Source organism: Pilimelia anulata, assembly GCF_014647895.1.
GTDB lineage: Bacteria > Actinomycetota > Actinomycetes > Mycobacteriales > Micromonosporaceae > Pilimelia > Pilimelia anulata.
Genome location: NZ_BMQB01000004.1, coordinates 371,016 through 396,397, shown reverse-complemented (window position 1 = coordinate 396,397; position 25,382 = coordinate 371,016). Strand labels below are relative to the sequence as shown.

General features: G+C 73.5%; 25 protein-coding genes, 1 tRNA gene and 1 pseudogene. 11 read left to right on the top strand and 16 right to left on the bottom strand.

Translation table 11 applies throughout. The features are described from left to right. Positions 1–20: 20 nt before the first annotated feature. A complete protein-coding gene (locus tag IEY94_RS11995) occupies positions 21–587 on the bottom strand; it encodes a GNAT family N-acetyltransferase (protein WP_189170183.1) in 567 nt (188 codons plus the stop codon). A 156-nt stretch (positions 588–743) separates the two neighbouring features. On the opposite strand from IEY94_RS11995, the gene IEY94_RS11990 reads away from it, so the two are divergent. Continuing rightward, positions 744–1,580: an SURF1 family cytochrome oxidase biogenesis protein gene (locus tag IEY94_RS11990; protein ID WP_189170182.1), complete on the top strand. Its 837-nt coding sequence runs from the start codon at positions 744–746 to the stop codon at positions 1,578–1,580. A gap of 142 nt (positions 1,581–1,722) precedes the next feature. On the opposite strand, the gene IEY94_RS11985 is transcribed toward IEY94_RS11990, so the two are convergent. The 5 genes from IEY94_RS11985 to IEY94_RS11965 are packed head-to-tail and all read right to left on the bottom strand — an operon-like array spanning position 1,723 to position 7,095. After that, positions 1,723–3,075, bottom strand: coding sequence for a dipeptidase (locus IEY94_RS11985; protein WP_189170181.1), 1,353 nt, complete (start codon positions 3,073–3,075; stop codon positions 1,723–1,725). A gap of 35 nt (positions 3,076–3,110) precedes the next feature. After that, the gene (locus IEY94_RS11980) at positions 3,111–3,692 is read right to left on the bottom strand and encodes a uridine kinase family protein (RefSeq protein WP_189170180.1); all 582 of its coding nucleotides are present in this window, start codon (positions 3,690–3,692) and stop codon (positions 3,111–3,113) included. Continuing rightward, the gene (locus tag IEY94_RS11975; protein ID WP_189170179.1) at positions 3,689–5,350 is read right to left on the bottom strand and encodes a cobyric acid synthase; all 1,662 of its coding nucleotides are present in this window, start codon (positions 5,348–5,350) and stop codon (positions 3,689–3,691) included. The genes IEY94_RS11980 and IEY94_RS11975 overlap by 4 nt, the downstream gene beginning before the upstream one ends. Further along, positions 5,347–6,345, bottom strand: a complete 999-nt coding sequence (locus IEY94_RS11970; protein WP_229783657.1) for a cobalamin biosynthesis protein — start codon at positions 6,343–6,345, stop codon at positions 5,347–5,349. The genes IEY94_RS11975 and IEY94_RS11970 overlap by 4 nt, the downstream gene beginning before the upstream one ends. A gap of 57 nt (positions 6,346–6,402) precedes the next feature. After that, positions 6,403–7,095, bottom strand: a complete 693-nt coding sequence (locus IEY94_RS11965; RefSeq protein ID WP_189170178.1) for a single-stranded DNA-binding protein — start codon at positions 7,093–7,095, stop codon at positions 6,403–6,405. A gap of 180 nt (positions 7,096–7,275) precedes the next feature. Between IEY94_RS11965 and IEY94_RS11960 the strand changes: the two are divergent. Then, positions 7,276–8,214 (top strand): annotated as a pseudogene (locus IEY94_RS11960) (alpha/beta fold hydrolase); the annotation flags it as partial. A gap of 101 nt (positions 8,215–8,315) precedes the next feature. Beyond that, a tRNA-Arg gene (locus tag IEY94_RS11955) sits at positions 8,316–8,388 on the top strand. A gap of 181 nt (positions 8,389–8,569) precedes the next feature. On the opposite strand, the gene IEY94_RS11950 is transcribed toward IEY94_RS11955, so the two are convergent. The 4 genes from IEY94_RS11950 to IEY94_RS11935 all read right to left on the bottom strand — a co-directional run bounded on the left by IEY94_RS11950 (position 8,570) and on the right by IEY94_RS11935 (position 13,666). Continuing rightward, the gene (locus tag IEY94_RS11950) at positions 8,570–9,178 is read right to left on the bottom strand and encodes a hypothetical protein (protein ID WP_189170176.1); all 609 of its coding nucleotides are present in this window, start codon (positions 9,176–9,178) and stop codon (positions 8,570–8,572) included. A gap of 70 nt (positions 9,179–9,248) precedes the next feature. Further along, complete coding sequence (locus tag IEY94_RS11945; protein ID WP_189170175.1) at positions 9,249–10,469, bottom strand: DUF7224 domain-containing protein; 1,221 nt, start codon at positions 10,467–10,469, stop codon at positions 9,249–9,251. Between the two features lie 56 nt (positions 10,470–10,525). Further along, complete coding sequence (locus tag IEY94_RS11940; RefSeq protein WP_189170174.1) at positions 10,526–11,272, bottom strand: ATP-binding cassette domain-containing protein; 747 nt, start codon at positions 11,270–11,272, stop codon at positions 10,526–10,528. A 1,011-nt stretch (positions 11,273–12,283) separates the two neighbouring features. Next, complete coding sequence (locus IEY94_RS11935; RefSeq protein ID WP_229783655.1) at positions 12,284–13,666, bottom strand: LVIVD repeat-containing protein; 1,383 nt, start codon at positions 13,664–13,666, stop codon at positions 12,284–12,286. Positions 13,667–13,756: 90 nt separating this feature from the next. Here IEY94_RS11935 and IEY94_RS11930 point away from each other — a divergent pair, with 90 nt between their 5' ends. Both IEY94_RS11930 and IEY94_RS11925 read left to right on the top strand, forming a co-directional pair. Beyond that, positions 13,757–15,307 (top strand): ABC transporter substrate-binding protein, encoded by a 1,551-nt coding sequence (locus IEY94_RS11930; RefSeq protein WP_189170173.1) that lies wholly within the window; start codon positions 13,757–13,759, stop codon positions 15,305–15,307. Positions 15,308–15,339: 32 nt separating this feature from the next. Beyond that, positions 15,340–16,161 (top strand): class I SAM-dependent methyltransferase, encoded by an 822-nt coding sequence (locus IEY94_RS11925; RefSeq protein ID WP_189170172.1) that lies wholly within the window; start codon positions 15,340–15,342, stop codon positions 16,159–16,161. An 18-nt stretch (positions 16,162–16,179) separates the two neighbouring features. Here IEY94_RS11925 and IEY94_RS11920 read toward each other — a convergent pair whose 3' ends face one another. Continuing rightward, positions 16,180–16,836, bottom strand: coding sequence for a MerR family transcriptional regulator (locus IEY94_RS11920; protein ID WP_189170171.1), 657 nt, complete (start codon positions 16,834–16,836; stop codon positions 16,180–16,182). A gap of 78 nt (positions 16,837–16,914) precedes the next feature. Between IEY94_RS11920 and IEY94_RS11915 the strand changes: the two genes are divergently transcribed. Next, a complete protein-coding gene (locus IEY94_RS11915) occupies positions 16,915–17,337 on the top strand; it encodes a DUF3291 domain-containing protein (RefSeq protein ID WP_189170170.1) in 423 nt (140 codons plus the stop codon). Here IEY94_RS11915 and IEY94_RS11910 read toward each other — a convergent pair. Both IEY94_RS11910 and IEY94_RS11905 read right to left on the bottom strand, forming a co-directional pair. Then, on the bottom strand, positions 17,334–18,494 hold the full coding sequence (locus IEY94_RS11910; RefSeq protein ID WP_189170169.1) for an alkaline phosphatase PhoX: 1,161 nt from the start codon (positions 18,492–18,494) through the stop codon (positions 17,334–17,336). The genes IEY94_RS11915 and IEY94_RS11910 overlap by 4 nt on opposite strands. A gap of 228 nt (positions 18,495–18,722) precedes the next feature. Continuing rightward, positions 18,723–18,938, bottom strand: coding sequence for a hypothetical protein (locus IEY94_RS11905; RefSeq protein WP_189170168.1), 216 nt, complete (start codon positions 18,936–18,938; stop codon positions 18,723–18,725). A gap of 181 nt (positions 18,939–19,119) precedes the next feature. On the opposite strand from IEY94_RS11905, the gene IEY94_RS11900 reads away from it, so the two are divergent. Together IEY94_RS11900 and ahpD are read left to right on the top strand one after the other, a co-directional pair. Beyond that, entirely contained in the window at positions 19,120–19,671 is a 552-nt protein-coding gene (locus IEY94_RS11900; RefSeq protein ID WP_189170167.1) for a peroxiredoxin, read from the top strand. A 2-nt stretch (positions 19,672–19,673) separates the two neighbouring features. Beyond that, positions 19,674–20,216 carry an alkylhydroperoxidase, AhpD family gene (gene ahpD / locus IEY94_RS11895; RefSeq protein ID WP_189170166.1) on the top strand — a complete coding sequence of 181 codons (543 nt, stop codon included), beginning with the start codon at positions 19,674–19,676 and terminating at the stop codon, positions 20,214–20,216. Positions 20,217–20,382: 166 nt separating this feature from the next. Here the strand turns inward: ahpD and IEY94_RS11890 are convergent, their stop codons facing one another. Both IEY94_RS11890 and IEY94_RS11885 read right to left on the bottom strand, forming a co-directional pair. Further along, positions 20,383–20,790 carry a PPOX class F420-dependent oxidoreductase gene (locus tag IEY94_RS11890; RefSeq protein ID WP_189170165.1) on the bottom strand — a complete coding sequence of 136 codons (408 nt, stop codon included), beginning with the start codon at positions 20,788–20,790 and terminating at the stop codon, positions 20,383–20,385. 14 nt (positions 20,791–20,804) lie between these two features. After that, positions 20,805–21,917: a glycosyltransferase family 4 protein gene (locus tag IEY94_RS11885; RefSeq protein WP_189170164.1), complete on the bottom strand. Its 1,113-nt coding sequence runs from the start codon at positions 21,915–21,917 to the stop codon at positions 20,805–20,807. Between the two features lie 170 nt (positions 21,918–22,087). Here IEY94_RS11885 and IEY94_RS11880 point away from each other — a divergent pair, with 170 nt between their 5' ends. Continuing rightward, positions 22,088–24,103 (top strand): amylo-alpha-1,6-glucosidase, encoded by a 2,016-nt coding sequence (locus IEY94_RS11880; RefSeq protein WP_189170163.1) that lies wholly within the window; start codon positions 22,088–22,090, stop codon positions 24,101–24,103. 36 nt (positions 24,104–24,139) lie between these two features. Here the strand turns inward: IEY94_RS11880 and IEY94_RS11875 are convergent, their stop codons facing one another. Further along, complete coding sequence (locus tag IEY94_RS11875; protein WP_189170162.1) at positions 24,140–24,361, bottom strand: DUF6158 family protein; 222 nt, start codon at positions 24,359–24,361, stop codon at positions 24,140–24,142. A 101-nt stretch (positions 24,362–24,462) separates the two neighbouring features. On the opposite strand from IEY94_RS11875, the gene IEY94_RS11870 reads away from it, so the two are divergent. Beyond that, positions 24,463–24,855 carry a hypothetical protein gene (locus tag IEY94_RS11870; RefSeq protein WP_189170161.1) on the top strand — a complete coding sequence of 131 codons (393 nt, stop codon included), beginning with the start codon at positions 24,463–24,465 and terminating at the stop codon, positions 24,853–24,855. Positions 24,856–24,904: 49 nt separating this feature from the next. After that, complete coding sequence (locus IEY94_RS11865; protein WP_189170160.1) at positions 24,905–25,225, top strand: DUF3817 domain-containing protein; 321 nt, start codon at positions 24,905–24,907, stop codon at positions 25,223–25,225. The last annotated feature ends 157 nt before the right edge of the window (positions 25,226–25,382 follow it).

Below are 25,382 nucleotides of genomic sequence, written 5' to 3'. Positions count from 1 at the left end.
GCGGCGGCGCGCGTGCGGTCTCAGCGCAGGTCGGCGGCGACCATCGACCAGACCTCCAGGTCGACCCGGCCGCTGTGGGTGAAGCCGGCGTCGCGCATGAGTCCCTCGTACGTGAACCCGGCTTTCTCCACCACCCGCCGCGACGCCAGGTTGCCCGGCGCGACCCGGACCTCGACCCGGTGGAACCCGTGCTCCAGGACCAACGCCACGGTCAGCGCGTCCAGCGCCTCCGCGGCCAGCCCGAAGCCGCGGGCGTCGGCGGCGACCGCGCAGCTCAGCTCGGTCGCCCGGGCCGCCCAGTCGGTGCGTTTGGCCCAGACGCAGCCGACCAGCCGGTCGTCCTCCCGCCGGACCACGCCGTAGTGGTCACCGGCGCCGGCGTCGCGCCGCTCGTCGGCCAGCTCGGTACACCAGGCCAGGCCCTCGGCCCGGTCGAACCCGGCGGAGAACGGCAGCCACCGCTGCACCTGCTTGTCGACGAGAATGCCGGCGACCGCGGCGGCGTCCGCCTCGATCAGCCGCCGGACGTGCAGGCGCGGGGTGGAGACGGTCAGCAGGGGGAACCGGCGGACCGCGATCCGGATCACAGACACACCTCTCGCTCGATCGGTTCGGGGGGCGCGCTCCGGGTGAACCGCCGGGACCGGACGATACCGGGTGAGCCGGACCGCCACGCCGAACGCCCTACCGGTCGGGCGAGTGGCGCGAATCACACCGTTCCCGCCCGGGCTAACCTCGGGCGCGTGTACCGCTTCCTGGCGAGCCCGCGCTGGCTCGGCTACGCCGCCATCACCCTGGCCGCGTCGGCGCTGATGGTGCTCGCGGGCTGGTGGCAGTACGACCGGTACACCCAGCGGACCGCCACCAACGACCGCATCGCGGCCGCCGAGGCGGCGGCGCCGGTGCCGCTGGCCGGCCTGCTCCCCGACCCGCCCGGCCCCGCCTTCCCCGCCTCACCCGGCGCCGGCGGTGCCGGGGTCGGTCCGGCGCCGGCCGGCGCGGCGCGGTGGGCGCGGGCCACGGCGAGCGGCTCGTACGACGTCGGCCGGGAGATCCTGGTCCGGGGCCGGACGCTGGACGGCGAGCGCGGCTTCGAGGTGCTCACCCCGCTGCGCCTGCCCAGCGGCGCGGCGGTCCTGGTCGACCGGGGCTGGGTGGCCGCGGTCGCGGGCGACGCCAGGACCCGGCCGGCCGTACCGGCGGCGCCCACCGGACCGGTGACCGTCGTCGGCCGGCTCGCCCCGCCGGAGTCCGGCGCGGCGCCGCCGGACCGGATCGACGGGCGGCCGGAGGTGCGCCGGATCGCGCCGGCGCGGCTGGCGGCGGAGCTGCCGTACCCGCTGTACGGCGGGTACCTGCTGCGCGACGCCGACTCCCCCGACCCGGCCACCGACGCGCTCGTGCCGGTGCCGTCGCCGCGGCAGCGCACCTGGCAGAACGCCGGGTACGTGGTGCAGTGGTGGCTGTTCGCGGCGATGGCGTGGGTGGGGTTCGGCTGGCTGGCCCGCCGCGAGGCCCGCGCGGCGACGGAGTCGCCCGCCGCCCCGGCCCGTCGCCCGGCCAACCACCCGCTCGGCTGACGCCGGGCCGACTGACGTTTGGGCCGACTGACGGTGGACGGCTGGCGTCGGGCCGGCTGAGGTTGGGCGCTGACGTCGGGCCGACCGAGGTTGGGTGGCTGGCGTCGGGCGGCTGATGGCAGGGCGGCGCGGGGCACCGGGGTCAGCGGGCGGCGGGGAGGGCGTTGAGCAGGAGCGCTTCGGCGAGGCAGGCGCGGGCGAACTCGCCCAGGTGCAGGCTCTCGTTCGGCCCGTGCGCCGCCGAGTGCGGGTCCTCGACGCCGGTGACGAGGATCGCCGCGCGCGGGAACATCTCCTGGAACGTGGCGATGAACGGGATCGACCCGCCGATGCCGATGTCCACCGGCTCGACGCCGTCCCACGCCGTGCGGAACGCCGACCGGACCGCGTCGAACACCGGCCCGGCCGCGTCGATCACGCACGGCGCGCCGTCCTGCTCCAGCGTGACCGTCGGCCGCACGCCCCACGGCGCGTGCTTCTCCAGGTGGGTGCGCAGCGCGGCGTACGCGGCGGCCGGGTCCTGGCCGGGCGCCAGCCGGAGGTTGATCTTGGCCTTGGCGTACGGGACGAGGGCGTTCGGCGCGCCCTTCGTCGGCGGAGCGTCGATGCCCAGCACGGCGATCGACGGCTTGGTCCACAGCCGGTCGACCAGCCGGCCGGTGCCGATGAACTCCAGCCCGCCGACCACGCCCGCCTCGGTGCGCAGCCGCTCCGGCGGCAGGTCCAGCGGCGCCGCCTCGGTCGCCACCAGCCCGTCGATCGCCACGTCGCCGGCGTCGTCGTGCAGGCTGCCGAGCAGCCGGGCGAGGACGGTCAGCGCGTCCGGGATCGGCCCGCCGAACATCCCCGAGTGCACGGCCGACGCCAGGACCTGCACCTCGACGAAGCAGTTCACGATGCCGCGCAGGGAGGTAGTGAGCGCGGGCGTGCCGATGTCCCAGTTGCCCGAGTCGGCGATCACGATCACGTCGGCGGCGAGGGTCTGCCGGTGCTCCTCCAGCAGCGCCTCCAGCGACTCGGAGCCGTACTCCTCCTCGCCCTCGACGAACACCACCACGCCGACCGGCAGCCGGTCGCCGAGCGCGCGCAGCGCCGCCACATGCACCATGATGCCGGCCTTGTCGTCGGCGGCGCCGCGGCCGTACAGCCGGCCGTCGCGCTCGACCGGGGTGAACGGGTCGGCGTCCCACAGCGCCGGGTCGCCGGTGGGCTGCACGTCGTGATGGGCGTACAGCAGCACGGTCGGCGCGCCGGGCGGCGCCGGGCGGCGCCCGATCACGGCCGGCTGGCCGCCGGCGCGGACGATCTCGACGTCGAGGCCGCAGCCGCGCAGCAGCTCGGCGGTGGCCGCCGCCGAGCGGTCGACCTCGGCGTGGTCGAAGCCGGGGAACGCGATGCCGGGGATCCGGATCAGCCGCTCCAGGTCGGCCCGGACGCCGGGCAGCTCCCGCGCGATCGCCGCGCGCACGTCGGTCTCGGTCAGCGGAGTCGTCATGCCCGTGATCGTAGGGGGCGTACCGGGTGCGGCGCTCATCCCGTGCGGTACACGAGGTCGACGGCCGCGGCCGTACCGTCGGCGGCGAACCACGCGTCCTCGGCCCGCCACCACCGCTCCAACGCCGCGTGGGTCGCGGGGTCGTCCCGCCCGCGGGCCCGCGCCTGCCGGACGGCGGCGGGCGCGTCGGCGAGGATCGTCAGCGTCGCCTCGGGCCGGATGGCCGCCCGGGCGGCACTCACGCCCTCCACGATCACCACGCCGGTCACCGGCACGTCCACCGGCTCGTCGCGGAATTGCCCGGCCGCCCAGTCGTACGGCCGGTAGGAGCCGGCTACCCCGGCCCGCAGCGGGGCGAGGACCTGCCGCTCCAGCCGCGACCAGAAGGTGAACTGGTCGGCCCAGCCGGCGAGCAGGTCGTCGGTGGACACCACGGGTGCCGGCTGGTCGAACCGGCCGCTCAGCGCCCCCGCCAGCCGCCCGGCGAGGGTGGTCTTGCCGGTGCCACTGGGCCCGTCGATGCAGATCAGCCGGGTTCCGGCGCCCAGCCTGGGCGGGCCGGCGCGGACGGCGACGGCGAGCGCGTGCACGTCCGGGTCGCACCCCTGCCCGCTCACCGCGCCGCCCGGTCGGCGTCCGGAACGGCGTCGCTGACCTCGGCGTCGCCACCCGCCGCGGCGGTGCCGGGCCGCCCGAAGCGGCCGGGTCCCGCGGCATCCGGCGTGGCCGTCGCCGGGATGTCGGGGGCGCCCGGCGGGACGAACGGCAGGTCGCGCGGCGGGCCCCCGTCGATCAGGCGCCAGAGGGCCGCGGTGTCCAGGTGCTCCTCGACCAGGTCGCCGAGCAGGTCGAGGGTGGCCTCGCGGGCCGCGCCGAACCGGGTGTCCGGGGCGACCGCGAACCCCGCCCGCCCCGCCGCCCGGGCGGCGTCGGTGAGGAAGGCCCGGCGGAAGTCGTCCGACTCGAACGCGCCGTGCCAGTGGGTGCCGAGCACGTTGCCGACCCGCGCCCCCTCCGGCCCGCGGGCGGCGTCCAGCAGCAGCGGCGCCAGCCCCTCGGCGGCGGCGGTGACCCGCCCGTGGTGGATCTCGTACCCGGCGACCGGCACCCCGCCGAACGCCGTACCGGCCGCGCGGCGCACGGTCTTGTCCGCCGCGAACGTGGTGTCGAGCGGGAGCAGGCCCAGGCCGTCGACCGTGCCGCGGCCGCTCTCGACGTCGTCGTGGATGCGTCGGCCGAGCATCTGGAAGCCGCCGCACAGGCCGAGCAGCGGGCGGCCCGCGCGGGCGTGCGCGACCACGGCGTCGGCGAGGCCGGTCCGGCGCAGCCAGTCCAGGTCGGCGACGGTGGCCTTGGTACCGGGCAGGACGACCAGGTCGGCGTCGGCCACCTCGGCCGGGTCGGTGGTGAGCCGGACCCGGACTCCCGGCTCGGCGGCGAGCGCCTCGGCGTCGGTGGCGTTGGAGATCCGCGGCAGCCGGACCACGGCGACCCGCAGCCACTGGGTACCGCGCGGCGGGGCGGGGCGGCCGAGGACGGCGCCGTGGGCGAGCGAGTCCTCGCCGTCGAGCCACAGGTCCGGCGCGTACGGCAGCACGCCGAGCACCGGCCGGCCGGTGAGGCCGGCCAGCGCGTCGAGGCCCGGCCGGAGCAGGTCGCGGTGCCCGCGGAACTTGTTGACCACGAACCCGGCCACGTGCGCCTGGTCGGCGGCCGCGAGCAGGGCCAGGGTGCCGAAGAACGAGGCGAACACGCCGCCGCGGTCGATGTCGCCGACGACCACGGCCGGCAGGTTCATCCGGCGGGCCAGGCCCAGGTTGACGAAGTCGTCGGCCCGGAGGTTGATCTCGGCGGGGCTGCCGGCGCCCTCGCAGACGACGACGTCGTACTCCCGGCGCAGCGCCGCGTACGTGTCGAAGACCGGGCCGGCCAGCCGCGGCTTCCACGCGCGGTAGTCGCGCCCGGCGGCCGTCCCGACGGCGTGGCCGAGGAGGACGACCTGGCTGGTCATGTCCCCGCCGGGCTTGAGCAGGACCGGGTTGAACCGGACGTCCGGCGCCAGGCCGCAGGCCGCGGCCTGCATCGCCTGCGCCCGGCCGATCTCGCCGCCGCGGCCGTCGGCGCCGACGGCGACCACGGAGTTGTTGGACATGTTCTGCGCCTTGAACGGCGCCACCCGCACGCCCCGCCGGCGCAGCCAGCGGCACAGCCCGGCGGTCACGACGCTCTTGCCGGCGTCGGACGTGGTCCCGGCGACCAGCAGCCCGCCGCTCACGCCGCCACCACCCGCCGTCGGACCGCGACCGCGCCGAGCACGGCGCCGACGGCCAGCAGCGCGGCGGCCGCGCCGACCGCGCCGGACAGGCGCGCCGCCCGGCGCACGTGCGCCGCCGCCGGGCGCGGGCCGTCGCCGAGCAGCGGCCGGGTCTCGGTCCGGCCCGCGTAGACGTTGCGGCCGCCGAGCCGGACGCCGAGCGCCCCGGCCATCGCCGCCTCGCACTGGCCGGCGTTCGGGCTGGGGTGGTCGGCCCGGTCCCGCCGGAACACCCGCCACGCCGCGGCGCGGTCGCCCGCCGCCAGCGGCGCCGCCGCCACGGTCAGCAGCCCGGTGAGCCGGGCCGGGACCAGGTTGGCCAGGTCGTCCAGCCGAGCGGCGGGCGTGCCGAAGCGGGCGTACCGCGGCGACCGGTGGCCGACCATCGCGTCCAGGGTGTTCGCCGCCCGGTACCCGAGCAGGCCCGGCAGTCCCGCCGCCGCGCCCCACAGCAGCGGGGCCACGACGGCGTCCGAGGTGTTCTCGGCGACGGACTCGACCGTCGCCCGGGCGAGGTCGGGGGCGTCCAGCGCGGCCGGGTCCCGGCCGCACAGGTGGCCCAGCCGGCCGCGGGCGGCGGCCAGGTCGCCGGCGTCCAGCGCGGCGGCCATCCGGGCGCCCTCGCGGCGCAGGGTGCGGCCGCCGAGGACGGTCCAGGTGGCGGCGGCGACGGCCAGCGCGTGCAGCGCCGGCCGGCGCCGGGTGGCGGCGTGCAGCGCCGCGCCGAACAGCACCGGCGCCCCGACCGCGAGCGCCGCGAAGCCGGCCCCGGCGCGGCGGGTCGGGCGGTGCAGGCGGCGTTCGAGGGCGCCGGCGGCGCGGCCGTACCCGGCCACCGGGTGCAGCCGGCGCGGGTCGCCGAGCAGCGCGTCCAGCGCGAAGCCGAGCGCCAGCCCGGCCGCCCGCGCCACCCCGTGCCCGTCCACCCGCACGCCGTCCACCCGATCCCCGTTCACCCGCCGCCGTCCTTTCCGCCGTGCCGCGAGCCTATCGCCGCCCGTACCCGGGCCGGTCTATCCCGGCACCGCCGCCCACTCGGGCCGACCGTCCGCCGGGTCGACCGACCCGCCGCCGCCATCGTGCCCCGCCGGCTCGCCGTCGCCGCCGTCCCGCTCGGGGCGGCCGCGAACCGCCCCGAAGCCGCGGCCGTCGGTGTCGAAGCCGCCGCCGCGGACCTCGCTGAGCGCGTCGGTGGGCGACTCGTCCGGTACCGGGGCGTCGTCCCAGTCGTCGTCCCCCGCCGGGTACGGCGCGACGGGCGGCCCCGCCACCGCTGCGGCCGGCTCGCCGCGGACCCGCTCGTCCTGGTCCGGGGCCACGATCTCGCTCGTGCCCGGCGCCGGCCGGTGCCGGGTGAACCGGCCCCGCCCGCGGGACAGGTCGTGCCCGACGGCCACCGCCTCGACCTCGTAGGTGGTCCGGTTGGCGCCCTCGGTGTCCGTCCAGTCGCGGGTGTACAGCCGGCCGACCACGACCACCGGGTCGCCGACCATCACCGACGCGGCCACGCCCTCGGCCAGCCGGCGCCAGCAGTTGACCCGGACGCGCAGGCTGTCGCCGTCCACCCAGGCGCCCGTGTCCCGGTCGAACCGGCGGGCGGTGGACGCCACCTTGAAGTTGGCCACGAGCGACTGGGTGCGCTGGGTCCGGCGCCAGGTCGGCGCCGCGAGTACGTTCCCGCGGATCGTCACGTAGGTATCGAACATCGGCCCTCCTCGCCTCGGCCGCCACCCTCGCCGCCGGGCCGGGCCGGCCGCCACCGCCGCACCGCCTCCCCTGTGGACGGGAGCCGTCCTGTGGACGAGGGCGGCGATGCCCGGCACGTCCGGAATGCGACGCCGTGCGAAGCGCCACCAACGGGGGCGTACCGGTCGTACGATCCGGTCATGGAGACGGACCTGCTCGGCCCGCCGTACGAGAAAATGACCCTCGACCTCGCGCCCGACGACGAGGGGCCGGTCGTCGCGACGCTGGTCCGGCGGCGGGCGCCGCGGCCGAGCGGGCGGGCGGTGCTCTACCTGCACGGGTTCGTCGACTACTTCTTCCAGGCCCACCTGGCCGACTTCCTGGTCGACCGCGGCTGGGACTTCTACGCGCTCGACCTGCGCAAGCACGGCCGCAGCCTGCTCCCGCACCAGACGCCGAACTTCTGCCGCAGCCTGGCCGAGTACGACCCGGAGCTGACCGAGGCCGTCCGGATCATCCGGGAGGACGACGCGCACGACCGGCTGCTGCTGCTCGGCCACTCCACCGGCGGCCTGATCGCGGCGCTGTGGGCGCACGACCGGCGGGCCGCCGGGCTGGTCGACGGGGTGCTGCTGAACAGCCCGTTCTTCGACTTCCGCGCCCCCTGGCTGATGCGCCGGCCGGTGCTGACCGCGCTGGCCCGGGTCGGGCGGGCGGCGCCGCGGCAGCAGGTCGCCGCCGGCCTGGCCGCGCACTACGGCGAGAGCCTGCACCGCTCGCGGCGGGGCGCGTGGGAGTACGACCTGGCGTGGAAGCCGCTGACCGGCTTCCCGGTGCGGGCCGGCTGGCTGCACGCGATCCGGGACGGGCAGCGGCGACTGCGCGCGGGCCTGGCGATCGACGCCCCGGTCCTGCTCACCAGCTCGACCCGCAGCTACACCGGCGGCCGCTGGCACGACGTGGTACGGCACACCGACGCGGTGCTGGATGTCGCGCACATGGCGCGCTGGGCACCGGCGCTGGGCCGGCACGTGACGCTCGTCCGGGTGGCGGGCGGCCTGCACGACCTGACGCTGTCCGCGCCGGACGTGCGCGAGCGCCTGTTCACCGAATGGGGGCGCTGGCTCGGCGCGTACGTGGAGAACTGAGCCCGGATTGCCCCGGTACGTCAGCAGGTGACCCGTGGCACATCGTCGATTCCGCCGAGACGGTAGCCTGCTTTCGGCCCTCCCCGGGCCCGGCGCTCGTAGCTCAGCGGATAGAGCAGCTGCCTTCTAAGCAGTTGGTCGCAGGTTCGAATCCTGCCGGGCGCGCTCCGCGCGACCCCGCCAGCGGCCGCCCGACCACCCCGGCGCAGCCGCCCCGCGAGCTCGGACGACCGCGACCCCCGGCGGATCGCCGGTCAACGCGGCCCAATGGCTCGGCGCACCGGACCGGCGAGGCCGGCGCTCGACTCGGCCCGGCTGCCGCAACGATGCACTCCACGGCGGGTTGTCAGGTATGTCGCCGCAGAGGGCGAGATCCCCGGCGTCCGGCCTGCGGCACCGATGTCAGACGCCGGATCCGCCACGGTGTCATGGCCTGCGCACACACGCCGACGGCAAACAGCACGAGGCACAGCGCCATGCTGGCCGAATCACTGTGCGGGCGCGCGGAGAACTCCCACCACTCATAAACTTGACCATCACCTCCGGTCCCCCAGTAGACCAGTACAGCAAAGATCATGATTGGTGCACCCCAAGACAATCTCCACCCGAGAAACCTGCCCGAGAGAAGCGACAGGCCCAGCCAACCAACAATGGATCGCGCCAACACTGCTATCAACGTTATAGGCAACGTCACCGCGGCTGCCGCCAGGTAGGCTAACCCTGTCGCCGTCGCCACACCGGCGAGATATCGTCGCTCCATCTTGCGAATGGTGGACGTCTGCTGCTCCAAGTCCGCCAACGAACTGTGTAGAGCAAGTGCCGGCAACACACCTGCACCCATGGCCAGCAATCGCCACATGGGGACGACTGCGCGGTCTTCTGTCGCGGCCGGTAATGCGACCGCATACTTGCCCAAAGCAGCGGTCAGAATACCGAGCAGCAGGCCAATCGACACTGCGGCCGCACCGTTCCGCAGTCGCACAAATGTTGCGCACGGACGGAACGGCCACTTGAGGCGAGCATCGCTACCGCGTGGCACAGTATCGCGCTTTCAGGTCCACGAGTTCTCTGCGTACCCACGCCGCCTGACCGTCTGGCGGGAGGTCGCGGCTGATATCCGCGGCGAGTTGCCATGCCCGGTGCAGGTCATCCATCTCACCGCTCGTTCGGTAGTCACGCCCGCCTCCACCAGCGATAAACCACTCGGTCCAACTGGCGATAGCGTCGGGTCGGATGTCCCTGGCGCTCTGTATCGCACCCCAGTCGCAGTTCGCAAAAGTCTCCTTGACGATCGCCGTCGAAACACTCGACGCCACAGACCAGCGGCTCCCTTCGATGATAAGAAATTCGCCGTGCGCATCCGGGTACCGCGACTGATCATCGCTGGAGTCGGCCGGACCAACGCCCTTTTCCTGAAGTCGCGTAGGAAGTGCGAAGCCCTCCGGAAGACGATCTATCCTGTTACTGATCGCCTGAACCATGGGTAGATACTTTTCGTGTTCCGGCCACAAACAGATCGTCACCGCACCGTCGGTGCACAGCGGGTTCGCAGGACGTTTCCGATCGATGATGCCCGTTGTGTTGCCGATGACGAAACACACGGCCACAACCAGTGTCAACGAGTACAGCGGGGCGAACTGTTGCCGCTTCCGGCGAGCGATGTCGGGAATCCAAACGACTGCCACACACAGACCGATCGCCGTCAACGTCCTGACGAGCGCGCCGGAATTGTCGACCTGCTGCCACACCGGCCCGCTCACGACGACAATTCCGTCGGTTGATGACATAAGAAAAAACAGTACCGCCATCACCCAGCTCAGCGACGCACATACGGCAGCGAACGCCGCACCGAGATGCTTTCCGAAGAGCCATCCCCACGCGGTTGAGAGAAGCAGGAGCGTAGTCCCCATCAGGAAGTATCCGAACCAGAGGGTCAAGCCCGACGGAAAAGTCCATGCGGTGAGCCCGAATGCCAGGGCCTGACCAGCCAGGTACGGTATGAGCATCAGAATCAATGTGGCGCACAGTCGGTAGGCTTCGGATCTCACTCGGGACTTCGAGGCCGCAGTCAGTTGCTCCTCGAGTCGGTGGCGCGTGGTTGACCCGGCTGACCAGGCAGCAGCGCCTGCTGCCAACATACTGAGAAAGAACGCCGGCAGTTGCGCGGCGGCTCCGGTGGCAGGCCACGACCCGATCCAGTGGTGGCTTCCGCGCAGTAAAAGCACGGCGAGGTCGAGTACCAACATCGGAACCCAGATCCATCGAATCGGCGACATCCTCAGGTGCAGGACCAAGGCGCTTCTCACAAGTTCTGCTCCTCGTCGGGCAGCAAGCTCATATATGCGCGCTCCAGCGCGCTGTTGCCCGGCAATTCGTGGCGTGCCAGATTCTCCAAAGCGCGAGTAGTTCCATCGAATCGGATCTCTCCACCATGCAAAACGACCACCCGATCGCATACTGCATCGATGTCGTCGATCAGGTGAGTGCTCAGCACCACAATTGACGAGCTCAATCCGGAGACAATTCTCCGGAACTGGAGGCGCTGTCGGGGGTCGAGTCCAACCGTCGGCTCATCCAGCAAGACCAGTAGCGGCTCCCCGACAATCGCCCACGCTATACCGGCACGACGTCGCATTCCGCCAGAGAGTTTCTTCATCCTCGTTCGGCGTTCGTCGTGTAGATCTACCTTTTCCAGAGCTACGCGAGCGGCGGCGTCCCAGTCCCGTGACGGCATCCCTCTCATCCAAGCCGCGTAACGTACGAAATCGAGAACCCGCATGCCGGGCTCATACCCGAAGTCTTGCGGCAGATAGCCAATCTGGTTGCGCACCAGGCGCACCTGCCGCTCGCCCGTCACGGTCACTGCTCCCAGACTCATGGTGCCTGCCTTCGGGGGCATCACTGTCGCCATGGTGCGCAGTAGCGTGGTCTTACCTGCACCATTTGGGCCGAGCAGGCCGACGACACCCGGTGACAACTCGAGGCTGAGCCGATCGATCACCGGGCGTCGTCCGTACCCTTGCGAGATATCTTCCAGCGTTAACGTCATGCCGGCGCCTTCTGTGACGAATCCAGGAGTCTGTGAGAGGGTACACGACCACCAGCAGGCGTCGCGGATAGGCACACTGATCGTGAATCAGGAAACCGGCGACGTTGCCTACTGCTGTCGCAGTGCCGCCGCTACCATAACGCGCTGCACCAACTCAATTCAGCTGAATGAAGTGTGCACATAGGTGGCACTGAACAGGCAGTCCGAGAGCGGCTCGGTCCTGCTGTCGCCGACGTCGCGGCCGACCCAAATCTCACGATCAGCGGGTTCGGCGCTGCAAGTCGTGCGTGAATAGTACTGCCCACGCCTCGATGCCCCGGCGACGCTGCATTTTTGGGCTGAGGCCGTGTTCCACCACTGCCCATAGCAGTTATGTACGACGTTGCCGGTCCCACCGCCGTAAGCTGGCCCACTCGCGATCAGCACGCCGGCCCCGAGAAATAGGACTACTGCGGACTTGGCAATAAACCTTGTTTTGGCCGTCATTTGCACTGCAATTCCTCCCCGAATTGGCTTGCGGTGCTTTGCGCGGCTAACGCACTCCTTGAGAATTGAGGAACGTCCATCGCTGCGCAAGTGCATATTGACAGAGCCCAAGAGCGCTGTCAAAGCGCTGCATTGATCGTCTCGCTCGTCACGCTCCGTGCAGGCACTCCAACTGCCACCACGATTCCACGGACCCCACGACGAGCAGGCGCGCACCCCGGTCAACTCTCGAGGTGGGCCTCACCAGTGGTTTCGGCCAATGGCGTCGCGGTTCGACGCAAGCCGGGCCGCGAACAGCAGGACCGCGGCCCCAGGAACCGCGATACAGCGAGTGACGAACGTAAACGCATCACACTTCGCCGCACTCACGTGAACGAATGAATGTCGGCTATCCGACAGCCGGCCATTCGTGACCGGAGACGATCATGCATCACCTCCGCGCCGCTGCGGGGACGCCGCGCCACGGACTGCGGATTCGGGTGCCTCCGCGCGGTCGGGGCACCGGTCCGGCGCCCCGACCGCCCGTCACTCGACGCCCTCCAGCTTCAGCACGTCCACGCCGCGCTTGTTGTCCGCCACGTACGCCAGGCCCTTGTGCCAGAACGGCGCCCACGACGCCGCGTCGCCCGGTCGGTGGTACGCGACCTGCCGCGGGTTGCTCGGGTCCGAGATGTCCAGGAACCGGGTGCCCTGCGCGTAGAACGACTGCGCCAGGATCTTCCCGCTGATGTCGAAGTAGTGCGCCGAGCAGTCGGCGCTGTTCTTGTCGGTGCCGTCCTGGCCGGCGACGCTCCAGGTGCCGACGGTGGTCAGCCGGTACGGCTGCTGCGGCGTCGACTTCCACGCCTGGCCCTTCTCCGAACCGGCGATCGAAGCGATCACCAGCACGCCGTCGCCGGCGCAGCCGGAGACGAACGACTCCTCCGTGATGTACAGCAGGTCGTCGCGCGCCGACCCGCCGTCGCCGCGGCGGTTGCCGGTCGGCCGGAAGCTGTTGTGCATGAACCGGGATGGGGCCGCGGTCTCGGCGATGCCGCCGCCGGCGTACGGGACGGGGTCGCTCGCGGTCGCCGTCCGGGTCTTGCCGGTCACCGGGTCGGCGTGCTCGCCCTCGGTCCAGTACCCGCGCACGCCGCCGCGCCCGGACACCCAGGCCACGCCCGCGGCGTCGAGCTGGACGTCGTGCACGTAGTCGGTCTTGCCGTCGTTGCGGTTCAGGTCGATCGGGTCCGGGTACACCGTCGGCTTCGCCGGGTCGCGCATGTCGGTCACCCAGATCGGCCGGCCGCCCCAGTCGGCGGGCATGTTCTTGGCCTTGGACGGGCCGCCGGTCCACAGGTACCGGCACTTGTTGACGCAGCTCGTCGTGTGCCCGGACGGCACCTTCACGTAGCTGAGCTGGCGCAGCTTCGTCGGGTCGCTCGCGTCGACCGTGTAGACGCCGGACTCGCCCGTGTCGGTGTTCCCGCCGAACGCCCGCGGGTCCCGGGCCAGGAACACCAGCTTGCGCTCGGGGTCGACCTCGGTGTTCTCGGTCTCCCACATGTTCGGCAGGGTGAACGCGCCGATCGGCTTCGGCTGGGCCGGGTCGGCCACGTCGTACGCCTTCAGGCCGAACGTGCCGGACACCAGCATCACGTCGCGGCCGTCGTCGTAGGTCAGGAAGTTCACCGAGATGGCGCCCTTGGCGTCCGGCACGGTGCCGACGAGCTTGACGTTCTTGCTCGCGCCCTCGTCGCGGTGGTGGGCGTGGCCCCCGGCCGCGGCGGCGGCCGCCGCGTGCCGGTGCTGCTCGGGGTCGCAGGCCCGGGCCGGCCCGGCGGTCAGGACGAGGGTCACGGTCAGCGCGCCGGCGAACGCCGGCCAGGGCCGCCCGCTCCCGGACGCCCACGATCGCATTACGGACATGGCCACACTCCTCCACGGGCGGCGCGCCGGCACCGACAGGATATGGACGAGCGTCAGCACAGACAACCTCGTGGCTGGCATAATCCGCGCATGCGCGCCCGATGGTTCGTCGGCACCGTCGCGGCCGCGCTGGCGGTCGCCGCGGGCGCGTGGGCGGCGGCGCCCGACCGCGCCCCCGCTGTCGGGCTGGCCGAGCCGGCGACGCTGCTGCCCGGTCTCGTCGCCGACGCCCCCGGCCGGCTGGTCGGCCGGGCACTGTGGACGCCGCTGACCGAGGTCGACGCCGCCGGCCGCGCCGTGCCCCGGCTCGCCGCCGCGGTGACCAGCCCGGACCAGCGCGACTGGACCGTCCGGCTGCGGCCGGGGTGGCGGTTCCACGACGGTACGGAGGTCACCGCAGCGACCCTCGTCGGCGCCTGGCGGGCGGGGCTCGCGCAGCGCTGGCGCAGCGGCAGCCTGCTCGCCGACACGCTCCGGGTACACGGCGCCACGCTCGGCAGCGGCGAGGTGGCCGGGCTGCGCGAGGTCGACCCGCACACCGTCGGAGTGCGCCTGGACGCGCCGTTCGCCGAGCTGCCCGCCGTCCTCGCGGCGCCCGCGCTGGTGCCGCTGCCCGCGGCGGCGCTGGCCGGCGGCGACTGGGCCGCCTTCGCCCGCCGGCCGGTCGGCACCGGGCCGTACCGGCTGGCCCGGGCCTGGCGGCCGGGCCGCGGCGCGACGCTGCTGCGCTTCGCCGACTACAGCGGGCCCACCCCGGCCCGCGCCGCGCGGCTGGACCTGCGGGTGTTCGCGGCGGACGCGCAGGGCCGCGCCCTCCGCGCCGGCAACCTCGACCTGGCCACCGACGTACCGCCGGACCGGGCCGACGACCCCGGCCCGCGCAGCCGGACCTGGCCGGAGCCCGCGGCCGCGTACCTCGGCTTCGCGCCGGGCGACCGGCGGTTCGCCGACCCGACCGTCCGGCACGCCCTGTCGCTCATGATCGACCGGGAGGCGCTGGCCGCCGGCGCGCTCGGGCACCGGGTCGCGCCGCTGCGGGCACTGCTGCCGCCGGCGGTACCCCTGGCGCGCGAGCGGGCGTGCCTGGCCTGCCTGTACGACGAGGCGGCGGCCCGGGCGGCGCTGGGCGAGGTCGGCGGCGCGCCGGCGGGCCCGATCCGGCTCCGGTACGGGCCGGCGCAGGCGCGCTGGGCGACGGCGCTGGCGGACCGCCTCGGCCACGCCCTCCAGGTGCCGATCCACGCCGAACCCCTGCCCGGCACACCGACGCCCGACACCCCCGGTGCGCCGAACCGGGTCCGACCCGGGGCGGCAACGCCGACGGCCGCACCCGCGGGCGCGGCCGGGGATGCGCCGGTCGGCGTGGTCGATGGGCTGTACCTGGTCGACCACGCGCTGCCGTACCCGAGCGCGGACCCGGTGCTGCGCGACCTGGCCTCCGCCGTGCCGGGGGTGGCCGGGTACCTGGCCGGTGCGGCGGCCGCCGGCGACCCCGCGGCGCGCCTGCGCGACCACCGGCTCGCCGAGAACCTCGCGCTGCGCGACCTCCCCCTGGTCCCGCTGTGGTCCGCCCGCGGCCACGCGGCCTGGTCGCCGGCCGGCGCCGCGGCGGCCGACGACCTCCTCCCCGCCGCGGCCTGACCCGAACCGTTCGCCCGCAGGAGGGGATCAGGGTGGACCGACCCGACCCGCCGGACTTCGGCCGCACCGCCGACGACTACGCCCGCCACCGCGCCGGCTTCCCGCCCGAGCTGCTGGACCGGCTCGCCGCCCGCGGCGTCACCGCCGCCGGCCGGCGGGTGCTGGACCTCGGCACCGGTACCGGCAGCCTCGCCCGGCTGTTCGCCGGCGCCGGCGCCGACGTCACCGGCGTCGACCCGGCGCCCGCGCTGCTCGACCGGGCCCGCGAGCTGGACGCCACCGCCGGCGTCGCGGTCACCTACCGGGTCGGCTCCGCCGAGCGCACCGGGCTGCCCGCCGACCCGCCGTTCGACGTGGTCGCCGCGGGCGAGTGCTGGCACTGGTTCGAGCCGGACGCGGCCGCCGCCGAGGTGTACCGGCTGCTGCGGCCGGGCGGGGTGGTGGTCATCGCGCACTTCTCCTGGCTGCCGCTGCCCGGCAACGTGGTCGAGGCGACGGAGGCGCTGATCCGGCGGCACAACCCGACCTGGTACCTCGGCGGCGGCACCGGCCTGTACCCGCGCTGGCTCACCGACCTGGCGGTCGGCGGCTTCGCCGGGATCGAGACGTTCTCGTTCGACGTGCCGGTGCCGTACCGGCCGGCGGACTGGGTCGGCCGGATCCGGGCGAGCGCCGGGGTGGGGGCGAGCCTGCCGCGGCGGGCGGTGGCGCGGTTCGCGGCGGACCTGCGGGCGCTGCTCGCCGCGGACTTCCCGGGCGACGTCCTGTCGATCCCGCACCGCGTCTGGGCGGTGACGGCGACCCGCCCGGCCGACGAGCGAGCAACTGCGGGCGACGAACGAGCAACTGCTTAGAAGGCAGTCGGTCGCTGGTTACTCCGGGGCGCCGTAGCGCCGGGCCGACTCGTGCTCCTGCGCCAGCCGGCGCAGCGCCAGCAGCGCCGGTTCCAGCAGGACCGTCAGCAGCAGCGCCCGCTCCGCCCGGGCCAGCGGCTCGTCGACCCGGGCGAGCCGGTCCAGGTCCAGCTCGGCGGTCGCCGCGGCCAGCTCGGCGTACGGCAGCAGCAGCCGCCAGTCGGCCTCCTCGCCCATCGCCCGCAGCGTCGCCAGCGTGTCGGCGACCACCCGCCGCGCCGGCGCGTGCGCCGACACCCGCCAGCCCAGCGCGGCGACGAGCGCGTCCACCCCCGCCGCCGGATCCCCCGGCCCGCCGGCGCCCGCGCCGCGACCGGGGTGACCGTCCGACCCGCCCGCGTCCGGGGGGAGGGCGCCGAGGACCAGGCCCAGGAGCAGGTGGGTGTCGCCGGCGTACGCGTCCACCCCCGCCATGATCTCCCTGGTCGCCGCGACGCTCAGCCCGCGCACCCCGATCAGCGCCCGGACCAGCCGCAGCCGGCGCAGGTGCCCGTCGTCGTAGCTGGCCTGGTTCGCGGCCGTCGGCACGCCGGGCGGGAGCAGCCCCTCGCGCAGGTAGTACTTGATCGTGGCGACCGGCACGCCGCTGCGCCGGCCCAGCTCCGAGATCCGCACCCGTCCCCCTCTGGTTATGGATAGTTCTACTCGCTACTATCGGATAGTGCCACTACCCATAATGAGGAGGCCAGTGCCGTGCCGACGCTCCCCTGGACCACCGTCCGCCCGCCCGACCCCGCCGCGACCGCGTACGTGATGGCGTCCCGCTTCGAGGTCCGCTCGTGGTGGCACGGCCTGCTGTTCCTGCGGCACACGGCCGGCGTCTGGCGGCAGGTGCGCCGGGCGCCCGGCGCGCTCGGCGCGACCCTGGTCGCCCGCCCGCTGCGCCGCACGTTCCTCACCCTGTCGGCGTGGGAGAGCCGCGACGCCCTGTACCGGTACGCCCGCGCCGCACCGCACCGCGGCACCATGGCCGCGCTCGCGCCCGCCATGCGCCGCGTCACCTTCACCCACTGGGCCGTGCCGGCCGGCGCGCTGCCGGTCGGCTGGCCGGACGCCCTCGCCCGCCTCGACGCGCAGGCCGCGGCCGACGCGGGCGGGGGCGCCGCGCGCCGCTAGAGCGAGGTGCGGAAGGGCCCGGAGATCTCGTACGTGATCCCGCCCGTCCCCGCGCCGGTCGTCCCGCGCTGCGAGGAGAAGTACATCCGGCTGCCCGCCGGGTTGAACGCCACCCCGCAGATCTCCGACGAACTCTGCCCGGTCACCTGGAGGAATGTCGCCACCACGTCGCCCGGCGTGATGAGGCAGATCTCCATGTTGCCGCCGTCCTCGCAGACGTACAGGTCGCCGACGTGCGCGTCGCCGGTCACGTTGTCGACGCCGGTCAGCATCGCGCCGGGCACGTTGTCGTCGTAGACCGTCTGCACGGTGTTCGCCGCCGCGTCGTACACCCAGACCCTGTTGTCGCCCTTGGTGGTGAAGTAGCACCTGTCGTTGCGGTAGTACGCGCCCTCGCCGCCGTTGAACACCTTCATCCCGGCGACCTGGTACCGGGTCGCGGTCGGCGAGCCGTCCGGGTCCGGCACGGTGGCCCAGGACAGCACGCCGCCGACCTGCTTGAGCACCTGGAGAGTGCCGCTGGCCAGCGCGCTCGCGCTGCCCCACGCGGTCGGGACGTACCGGTAGAAGCCGCCGTCCGGCTTGTCCTCGGTCAGGTACACGACGTTGCGCACCGGGTCGCACGCCGCCGCCTCGTGGTTGAACCGGCCCATCGCCGGCCGCTGCACCTTGGCGTTGACGCCCCACGGGTCGGTCTCGTACACGTACCCGTTGTCCACCTCCTCGCAGGTCAGCCAGGTGTTCCACGGGGTCGTGCCGCCGGAGCAGTTGCGGGCCATGCCGGAGCCGATCGCGTACGCGGCGGTGATCGTCGCCGAGCTGTTGAAGCGCAGGGCGCTGACCTTGCCGTTCGGGCTGGAGTTCTCGGCGTTGCTGACGTAGATCCAGCCGCTGCCGTCGGCGAAGCAGGCGCCGCCGTCCGGGGTGTTGTGCCAGGTGTACCCGGTGCCGGCGACGGTCTGGCCGGACCGCGCGACGATCCGGCTGGTGAACCCGGCGGGCAGCTTGATCCCGCGGGCGTCGGCGGCGCCGACCGCGCCGTACGGGCTGGCGCCGGGCAGCGCCGGGTACGCCAGCGCGCGGGCCGGCAGGCTGAAGCCGAGGGTGGCGGCACCGCCGGTGACCACGGCGCTGCGCAGCAGGTGACGACGATCCATGGGGGCTCCAATCAGGCGGGGGATGCCTACGGCGAGCCGCCGTTGGCAACTCGCCGTGAAATTGGAACTTCCCTGCGTGACGATCACGCGTGCGTCGGACGAACCGTCCACAAAGGCTCGCCGGCCACCCGTTCACCCTGTGTACGCGGACCGACCCGGACCCCGCGTCCGGCCGGCGATGCGGCCGGATGGGGGCCCGGGTCGGGCCGGGTCATCCGATCCCGACGGTCACTGCGACGGCTCGGGCAGCCGACAGGTGATGGCCGGGTTCGCGCCGACGTAGTTGAGCGGGCCGGCGATGATCGTGAGCGCTGTGGCACTCAGCTTGGCGCAGCTCGCGTTGCTGCGGGAGAAGTAGCCGCGCTGCGCGGCCGCGAGCACGCCGATGAGCAGCCAGATCACGAGGAAGACACTGATCGTCGTATGGGATCGGCTGAACCGCATGTCTACCTCCGGGTCTGTAACACGTACGGCCGCCGATACCCAATCGCGCCGTCCGCCAATCGGGCCACACCCGGTGACTGCTTTCACACGGCACTCTTCTGGGGACTCGCCGGTGCGCCCGGCTACGGTCACACTCGGTTGTTCGCACGCCCACCCGCAAGTTGCTACTAGGAGAAGCCCAGTGCTGACCGTCGGTGACCACTTCCCGGAGTACGACCTGACCGCCTGCGTCTCGCTCGACGCGGAGAACGCCTTCGAGAAGATCGACAACAAGAAGTACGAAGGCAAGTGGCGCGTCGTCTTCTTCTGGCCGAAGGACTTCACCTTCATCTGCCCGACCGAGATCGCCGAGTTCGGCCGGCTGAACGAGGAATTCGCCGACCGGGACGCGCAGGTGCTGGGCGTCTCCACCGACAACGAGTACGTGCACCACGCCTGGCGCAAGGCGCACCCGGACCTGCGCGACCTGCCGTACCCGATGCTCTCGGACCTCAAGCGCGAGCTGGCCGAGGCGTGCGGCATCCTCGGCGAGGACGGCGTCGCCCAGCGCGCCACCTTCGTCGTCGACCCGAACAACGAGATCCAGTTCGCCATGGTCACCGCCGGCTCGGTCGGCCGCAACGTCGGCGAGGTGCTGCGGGTCCTGGACGCGCTCCAGACCGACGAGCTGTGCCCGTGCAACTGGAACAAGGGCGGCGACACGCTCGACGCCACCGCGCTGCTGGCCGGCTGACCATGGCGCTCGACGGCATCCGGGCGGCGCTGCCGGCGTACGCCAGGGACACCAAGCTCAACCTCGGTGCCGTCCTCGACGCGACGACGCTGACCCCCGCGCAGGCGTGGGGGTCAGCGTTGGCGTGCGCGGTGGCCGCGCGCAACGCCGCGGTGCTGCGGGCGGTCGCCGACGAGGCCGCGACCGTGATCGGGCCGGAGGTCGTGACGGCGGCGAAGGCCGCGGCCGCGGTCATGGCGATGAACAACATCTACTACCGGGCCAAGCACCTCATCGGGGACGAGGCGTACGCGACCATCCCGGCGCGGCTGCGGATGCAGGCGATCGCCACGGCGCCGCGCGAGGCCGGGGTGGACAAGGCCGACTTCGAGCTGTGGTGCCTGGCGGTGTCCGCGGTGACGGGGTGCGGGGCCTGCCTGGAGTCGCACGAGAAGGCCGTGCGGGGTGCGGGGCTGTCGCGGGAGCAGGTGCACGAGGCGCTGCGGATCGCTTCGGTCGTGCACGCCGCGGCGGTGACGCTGGACGCCGAGGCGGCGCTGGGCTGACTTCGGCGGCCCGCTGCGGCGGGTGGAGTATTGCGGGCTCCGTGGCGTGGGGGTGGGAGGGGCGAGGGTCCGTCCCGGTCGGCTTTCCCACGGGTCGCTGCTCGGCCCTACGGTCGCTGCTCGGCTGGGTCGTGCGGCGCGGGTGGGTGGTGCTTGCGGGTACGGGTCAGGTGGCGTGGCCGTAGGTGCGGGTGAGGGTCAGGCGGAGGACGAGGCGGTGGTCGGTGACCATGGCCGCGCGGTACTCCGGCCAGTCGGGGTGGTCGCCGCGGATCGCGCGGTAGACCTCGACCAGCTCGTCGGCCGCGGCGTCGTCCGGGTGCGCGGCGACCGCCGAGAAGGTGGCCGTGCCCTCGGCGACGACGTACGCGCCGAGGTCCGGGGCGAGGACGCACAGGCTCGCCCGCGGGTCGCGGCGGAGGTTGGCGACCTTCGCCCGGCCGTCGGTGACCGAGCTGCGCAGCAGCCCGGTCACCGGGTCGAAGCAGTAGTCGACGACCGAGAGCTGCGGGCGGCCGTCGCGCTTGAGCGTGGTCAGGACGCCGCGGCTGTGCGCGGCCACGAACCCCCACATGCCGGTGCCGCCGGTCAGGCCGGCTCGCGCGTCGGGGTGTCGAGCGCCACCCGCAGGTCGGCCAGCGGGTCCACCGGGCGGGTGCGGCGGCGGGACCAGCGGTACACGTGCTCGTACCCGCGGGCCATCTGCGCGGGCGAGAAGCGCTGCCGGACGTGCGCCACGCACGCCCGCGGGTCGATCTCGTCGATCCGGCGCAGGGCGTCGGCCAGCTCCTCCGGCTCGCGGCAGACGAAGCCGGTCACGCCGTGCTCCACCACCTCGGGGACGGCGCCGCGGCCGAGGGCCACCACCGGCGTACCGGCGGCCATCGCCTCGATCAGCACCATGCCGAACGGCTCCTCCCAGCGGATCGGCAGGATCATGCAGCGGGCGCGCGCGGTCAGCTCCGCGGTCACCGCCCGCTCGGCGTTGATGACCAGCTCGACGTCGTCGTGCAGCAGCGGGCGGACGACCTCTTCCAGGTGCCGCTGCTCGCCGGGCTCCAGGCACTTGCCGGCGAGCACCAGCGGGACGCCCGCGCGGCGGCACGCCTCGATCGCCAGCTCGGGCGCCTTGTCCGGGCAGAACCGGGCCAGCCACAGGGCCGGTCCGTCGCCGGGCCTGGTGCGGGTGGTGCCGGTGACCGGCATGCCGTGGTGCACGACCGCCGACCACGGGAGCTGCGGGGCGAGCCGGCGCTGGGCGTACGAGATGGCCACCAGCGCGATCCGGCGGTCCAGCCGGGACAGGTACGACGCGAGCTGGCCGCGGGGCAGGTTGTGGACGGTGACCACCGTGGGCATCCGGCGCTGGCCGGCGGTCAGCGGGCCGACGTTGGTGTGGTCGTGCACGACGTCGAACCGGCCGCGGTCGAGCATCTCGTTCACCCGGACGATGTGGTCCAGTTCGGGCAGTGCCCAGTTCATCCGGTCGTACTGGATGGGGCCGGTGCTGACGAAGCGCGCCTTGGTCGTGGACCGCTCCCCCGCGCCGAACAGGGTAACGTCGTGACCCTGGTCCACGAGCGCGTCGACGAGGTGGGCCAGTACCTGCTCCAGGCCGCCATAGCCGGCGGGCGGCACCTCGCACCAGGGTGGGGCGACCATGGCGATCCGCAACGGGCGAGTGTCGGCTTCCGTCTCCATTTGGACACCTCCTGGCGCAGCCGTCCCCCCGGACTCGGCTGACAAACCTCAAAATATGCTGAATTCCGGGGTGCACTGAGCCAGATCCCCGAAATGGGCACTTGGCCCGAATGGGGCTGCACGGCAAGGTATGAAGTAGTACGGACCGCCCCCGGCCGCCAGGAGGAGCCGTGCCCGATCAAACGATCAGCATCCTGCAGGGGAGCGCCTTCGTCGTCTGCGACCGCCGGGGCGACTTCCGCGCCGGCGCGGACGCCGCCGTCGGCCTGTTCTACCGGGACATGCGGCACCTGTCGCGCTGGGAGCTGCGGCTCAACGGGCGCAAGCTCGACGTCCTGTCGGCCAAGACGATCGAGTACGACGAGGCCGCCTTCTTCCTGGTCGAACCCACCGGCACGATCTACCGGAACCCGTCGCTGTCGGTCATCCGCCGGCGCGAGGTGGCCCGCGGGATGCGCGAGGAGATCGAACTCCAGAACCACGGCAACGAGGCGGTCCGGCTGGAGCTGAGCTTCCTGTTCGACGCCGACTTCGCCGACATCTTCGAGGTCAAGGACGGCCTGAACAAGAAGGGCATGTCGTACCGGGTGCAGAAGGTGGACACCCTCACACTCGGGTACAGACGGGACGACTACGTCCGGGAGACGCACCTGCGGGCGCCGGGGGCGTACTTCACCGACGAGTCGCTGACGTTCCGGCTCAGCCTCGGCCCGAACGAGACCTGGCAGGGCGTCATCGAGGTCGACGTGGCACTGGAGGAGGAGCGGCCGCTGCCCAAGCGCGCCCACTCCCCCGACATGCCCGCCTCGCTGCCGCAGTGGCTCGCCGCCGCCCCGCGGATCGAGACCGACTGGACCGACCTGAAGGCCACGTACCGGCGCAGCATCATCGACCTGGCCGCGCTGCGCTTCTACCCGTACCCGGACCGGTCGGCGTCGCTGCCGGCGGCCGGGCTGCCCTGGTTCATGGCGGTGTTCGGGCGGGACAGCCTGATCACCAGCTACCAGGTGCTGCCGTTCGTCCCCGAGCTGGCCCGGACCACCCTGCGCGCGCTCGCCGCCCAGCAGGCCACCGCCGTGGACGACATGCGCGACGCCGAGCCGGGCAAGATCCTGCACGAGCTGCGGCTGGGCGAGATGGCGCACTTCGGCGAGCGGCCGCAGTCGCCGTACTACGGGGCCGCCGACTCGACCCCGCTGTTCCTGATCGTGCTGGACGAGTACGAGCGGTGGACCGGCGACGCCGAGACCGTCCGCGCGCTGGAGCACGCCGCCCGGGCCGCGGTGACCTGGATCGAGCGGTACGGCGACCTGGACGGCGACGGCTTCGTCGAGTACGAGACCCGCAACCCCGGCATCGGCCTGGACAACCAGTGCTGGAAGGACTCGTGGAACTCGATCGTCCACCCGGACGCGACGATCGCCCGCACGCCGATCGCCACCTGCGAGATCCAGGGGTACTGCTACGACGCGCTGCGCCGGACCGCCCGGCTGGCCCGGCTGTACTGGAACGACCCGGCGTACGCCGACGCCCTGGACGCCGACGCCGACAGGCTGCGGCGCCGGTTCGACGAGAAGTTCTGGCTGCCCGAGCACGGCTACTACGCCCTCGCCCTGGACGGCGACAAGAAGCCGGTGGCCACGCTCACCTCGAACATCGGCCACCTGCTGTGGAGCGGCATCGTGCCGGACGAGCGGGTCGGCGCGCTCGCCACCCACCTGTGCGGCGAGCAGTTGTTCACCGGCTGGGGGGTGCGGACGCTCGCCGAGGGGCAGCGGCCGTACAACCCGATCGAGTACCACAACGGCACGGTCTGGCCGCACGACACGTCGCTGGTGGCGGCGGGCCTGTACCGGTACGGGCGCCGGGAGGAGGCCAACCGGCTGGCCGTGGGGCTGCTGGAGGCGGCCCGGCACGTCGGCTTCCGGCTGCCGGAGGCGTTCGCCGGGTACCCGCGCCGGTCCACCGAGGTCCCGGTCATCTACCCGACCGCGTGCTCGCCGCAGGCGTGGGCGACCGGCGCCCCGCTGCTTCTGCTGCGGGTCATGCTGGGCCTGGAGCCGACCGAGGAGACCGGGCTGCACGTGGACCCGTTCCTGCCGGACCGGATCGGGCACCTGGCGATCCGCGGCGTGCCGGGCCGCTGGGGCCACGCCGACGCCGTCGGCGAGCACCGGGGCCGCTGAGCCCGCCGCCGGCCCGCCCGCGCGCCGGGCCGGCGCTCAGCCATCGCGCAGGCGGTGCGGGTCGACCTCGCGGGCGGGGTGCCGGGCCAGGTACTCGGCCTCCAGGTCGGCGGTCCGGCGCAGGTGGTTGGTCAGCGCATGCCGGGCGCCGTGCCGCAGCGTGTCCAGCCGGGTGCGGTGCAGGCTGCGCAGCTCGCGCAGCAGGTCGTCCTCGCTGAGCTGCCCGGGGTCGATCCCCTCGTCCACCAACTCCGCCATCGCGCACCTCCGGGCTCGGCCGTACCCCCCGCCTGCCCGCCCGCCGCCCGCCCGAAACCCCGGCCCCGGCCCGGGGGCGCCCGCGGGCTACCCTCGGAGCCATGCGGCGCCTGCTCACCCCCGCCTGGCTGGCCCGGCACGGGCTGGTCGCGGTCCTGGTGCCGGCGTTCCTCGGCCTGGGCTGGTGGCAGTTCGGCCGGGCGTCGTCGGGCAACGCGCTGAGCTGGGCGTACACCGTCCAGTGGCCGATCTTCGCCGGCTTCGTGGTGCTCCTCTGGTGGCGCGAGGTCAAGCTCGCCCTGCGGCCGGGCGCGGCCGCCGCGCCGCCGCGCGACCGCGCGGCCGGGTTCCGCCCGCCGGTGGTCGCCGCCCGGCCCGCCGGGCCGGCCCCCGCCGGCGAGCCGGCCGCGGACCCGGCGCTGGCGGCGTACAACGACTACCTGGCCTGGCTGGCCGCCCACCCCGGCGCCCGCCCGGCGGATTACCCCGGCTGAGCCGGGGCGAGAGACTACCCCCGGCCGAGCCGGGACGAGGGAGAGCGTCATGGCGGGTGCACTGCTGCGGTACCGGGCGATCGCGTACGTCGTCGGCGTCGTGCTGATCGCGCTCGTCGTCGTCGGGATGCCGCTGAAGTACCTGGCCGACGAGCCGGTGATCGTCGAGACCGTGGGGCCGGCGCACGGCTTCCTGTACATGCTGTACCTGATCGCCGTGTTCGACCTCGGCCGCCGGGCGAAGTGGAGCCTGAAGCTGATGGCGCTCGTGATGCTTGCCGGAACTATCCCGTTTGTCTCGTTCTGGGCGGAGCACGTGGTCAGCACGAGGGCCCGGGCCGCCGATCCGGCACCGGCAGCGGTTGGCTGACAACCGTTACACGGTAAGCATTTACCCCGTCACGGGGTGTCCATGTTGGGCGGGAATTCACCGGATCGGGTCATGGCCGGCGGTACTCCCGACCCTGGCCGGTCGGCCGGGTGCAAGCTACGTTTGCGACTTACCGGCCCGGTCGTCAGCCGCCGCG

Excerpts from the sequence above, each read along its gene's own strand:
- IEY94_RS11985 (WP_189170181.1), bottom strand. The coding sequence starts at position 3,075 with ATGACGACTCCGCTGACCGAGACCGACGTGCGCGCGGCGATCGCGCGG.
- IEY94_RS11965 (WP_189170178.1), bottom strand. The coding sequence starts at position 7,095 with ATGTTCGATACCTACGTGACGATCCGCGGGAACGTACTCGCGGCGCCG.
- IEY94_RS11945 (WP_189170175.1), bottom strand. The coding sequence starts at position 10,469 with ATGTTGGTACTCGACCTCGCCGTGCTTTTACTGCGCGGAAGCCACCAC.
- IEY94_RS11940 (WP_189170174.1), bottom strand. The coding sequence starts at position 11,272 with ATGACGTTAACGCTGGAAGATATCTCGCAAGGGTACGGACGACGCCCG.
- IEY94_RS11935 (WP_229783655.1), bottom strand. The coding sequence starts at position 13,666 with ATGTCCGTAATGCGATCGTGGGCGTCCGGGAGCGGGCGGCCCTGGCCG.
- IEY94_RS11930 (WP_189170173.1), top strand. The coding sequence starts at position 13,757 with ATGCGCGCCCGATGGTTCGTCGGCACCGTCGCGGCCGCGCTGGCGGTC.
- IEY94_RS11910 (WP_189170169.1), bottom strand. The coding sequence starts at position 18,494 with ATGGATCGTCGTCACCTGCTGCGCAGCGCCGTGGTCACCGGCGGTGCC.
- IEY94_RS11905 (WP_189170168.1), bottom strand. The coding sequence starts at position 18,938 with ATGCGGTTCAGCCGATCCCATACGACGATCAGTGTCTTCCTCGTGATC.
- ahpD (WP_189170166.1), top strand. The coding sequence starts at position 19,674 with ATGGCGCTCGACGGCATCCGGGCGGCGCTGCCGGCGTACGCCAGGGAC.
- IEY94_RS11890 (WP_189170165.1), bottom strand. The coding sequence starts at position 20,790 with ATGTGGGGGTTCGTGGCCGCGCACAGCCGCGGCGTCCTGACCACGCTC.
- IEY94_RS11885 (WP_189170164.1), bottom strand. The coding sequence starts at position 21,917 with ATGGAGACGGAAGCCGACACTCGCCCGTTGCGGATCGCCATGGTCGCC.
- IEY94_RS11875 (WP_189170162.1), bottom strand. The coding sequence starts at position 24,361 with ATGGCGGAGTTGGTGGACGAGGGGATCGACCCCGGGCAGCTCAGCGAG.
- IEY94_RS11870 (WP_189170161.1), top strand. The coding sequence starts at position 24,463 with ATGCGGCGCCTGCTCACCCCCGCCTGGCTGGCCCGGCACGGGCTGGTC.
- IEY94_RS11865 (WP_189170160.1), top strand. The coding sequence starts at position 24,905 with ATGGCGGGTGCACTGCTGCGGTACCGGGCGATCGCGTACGTCGTCGGC.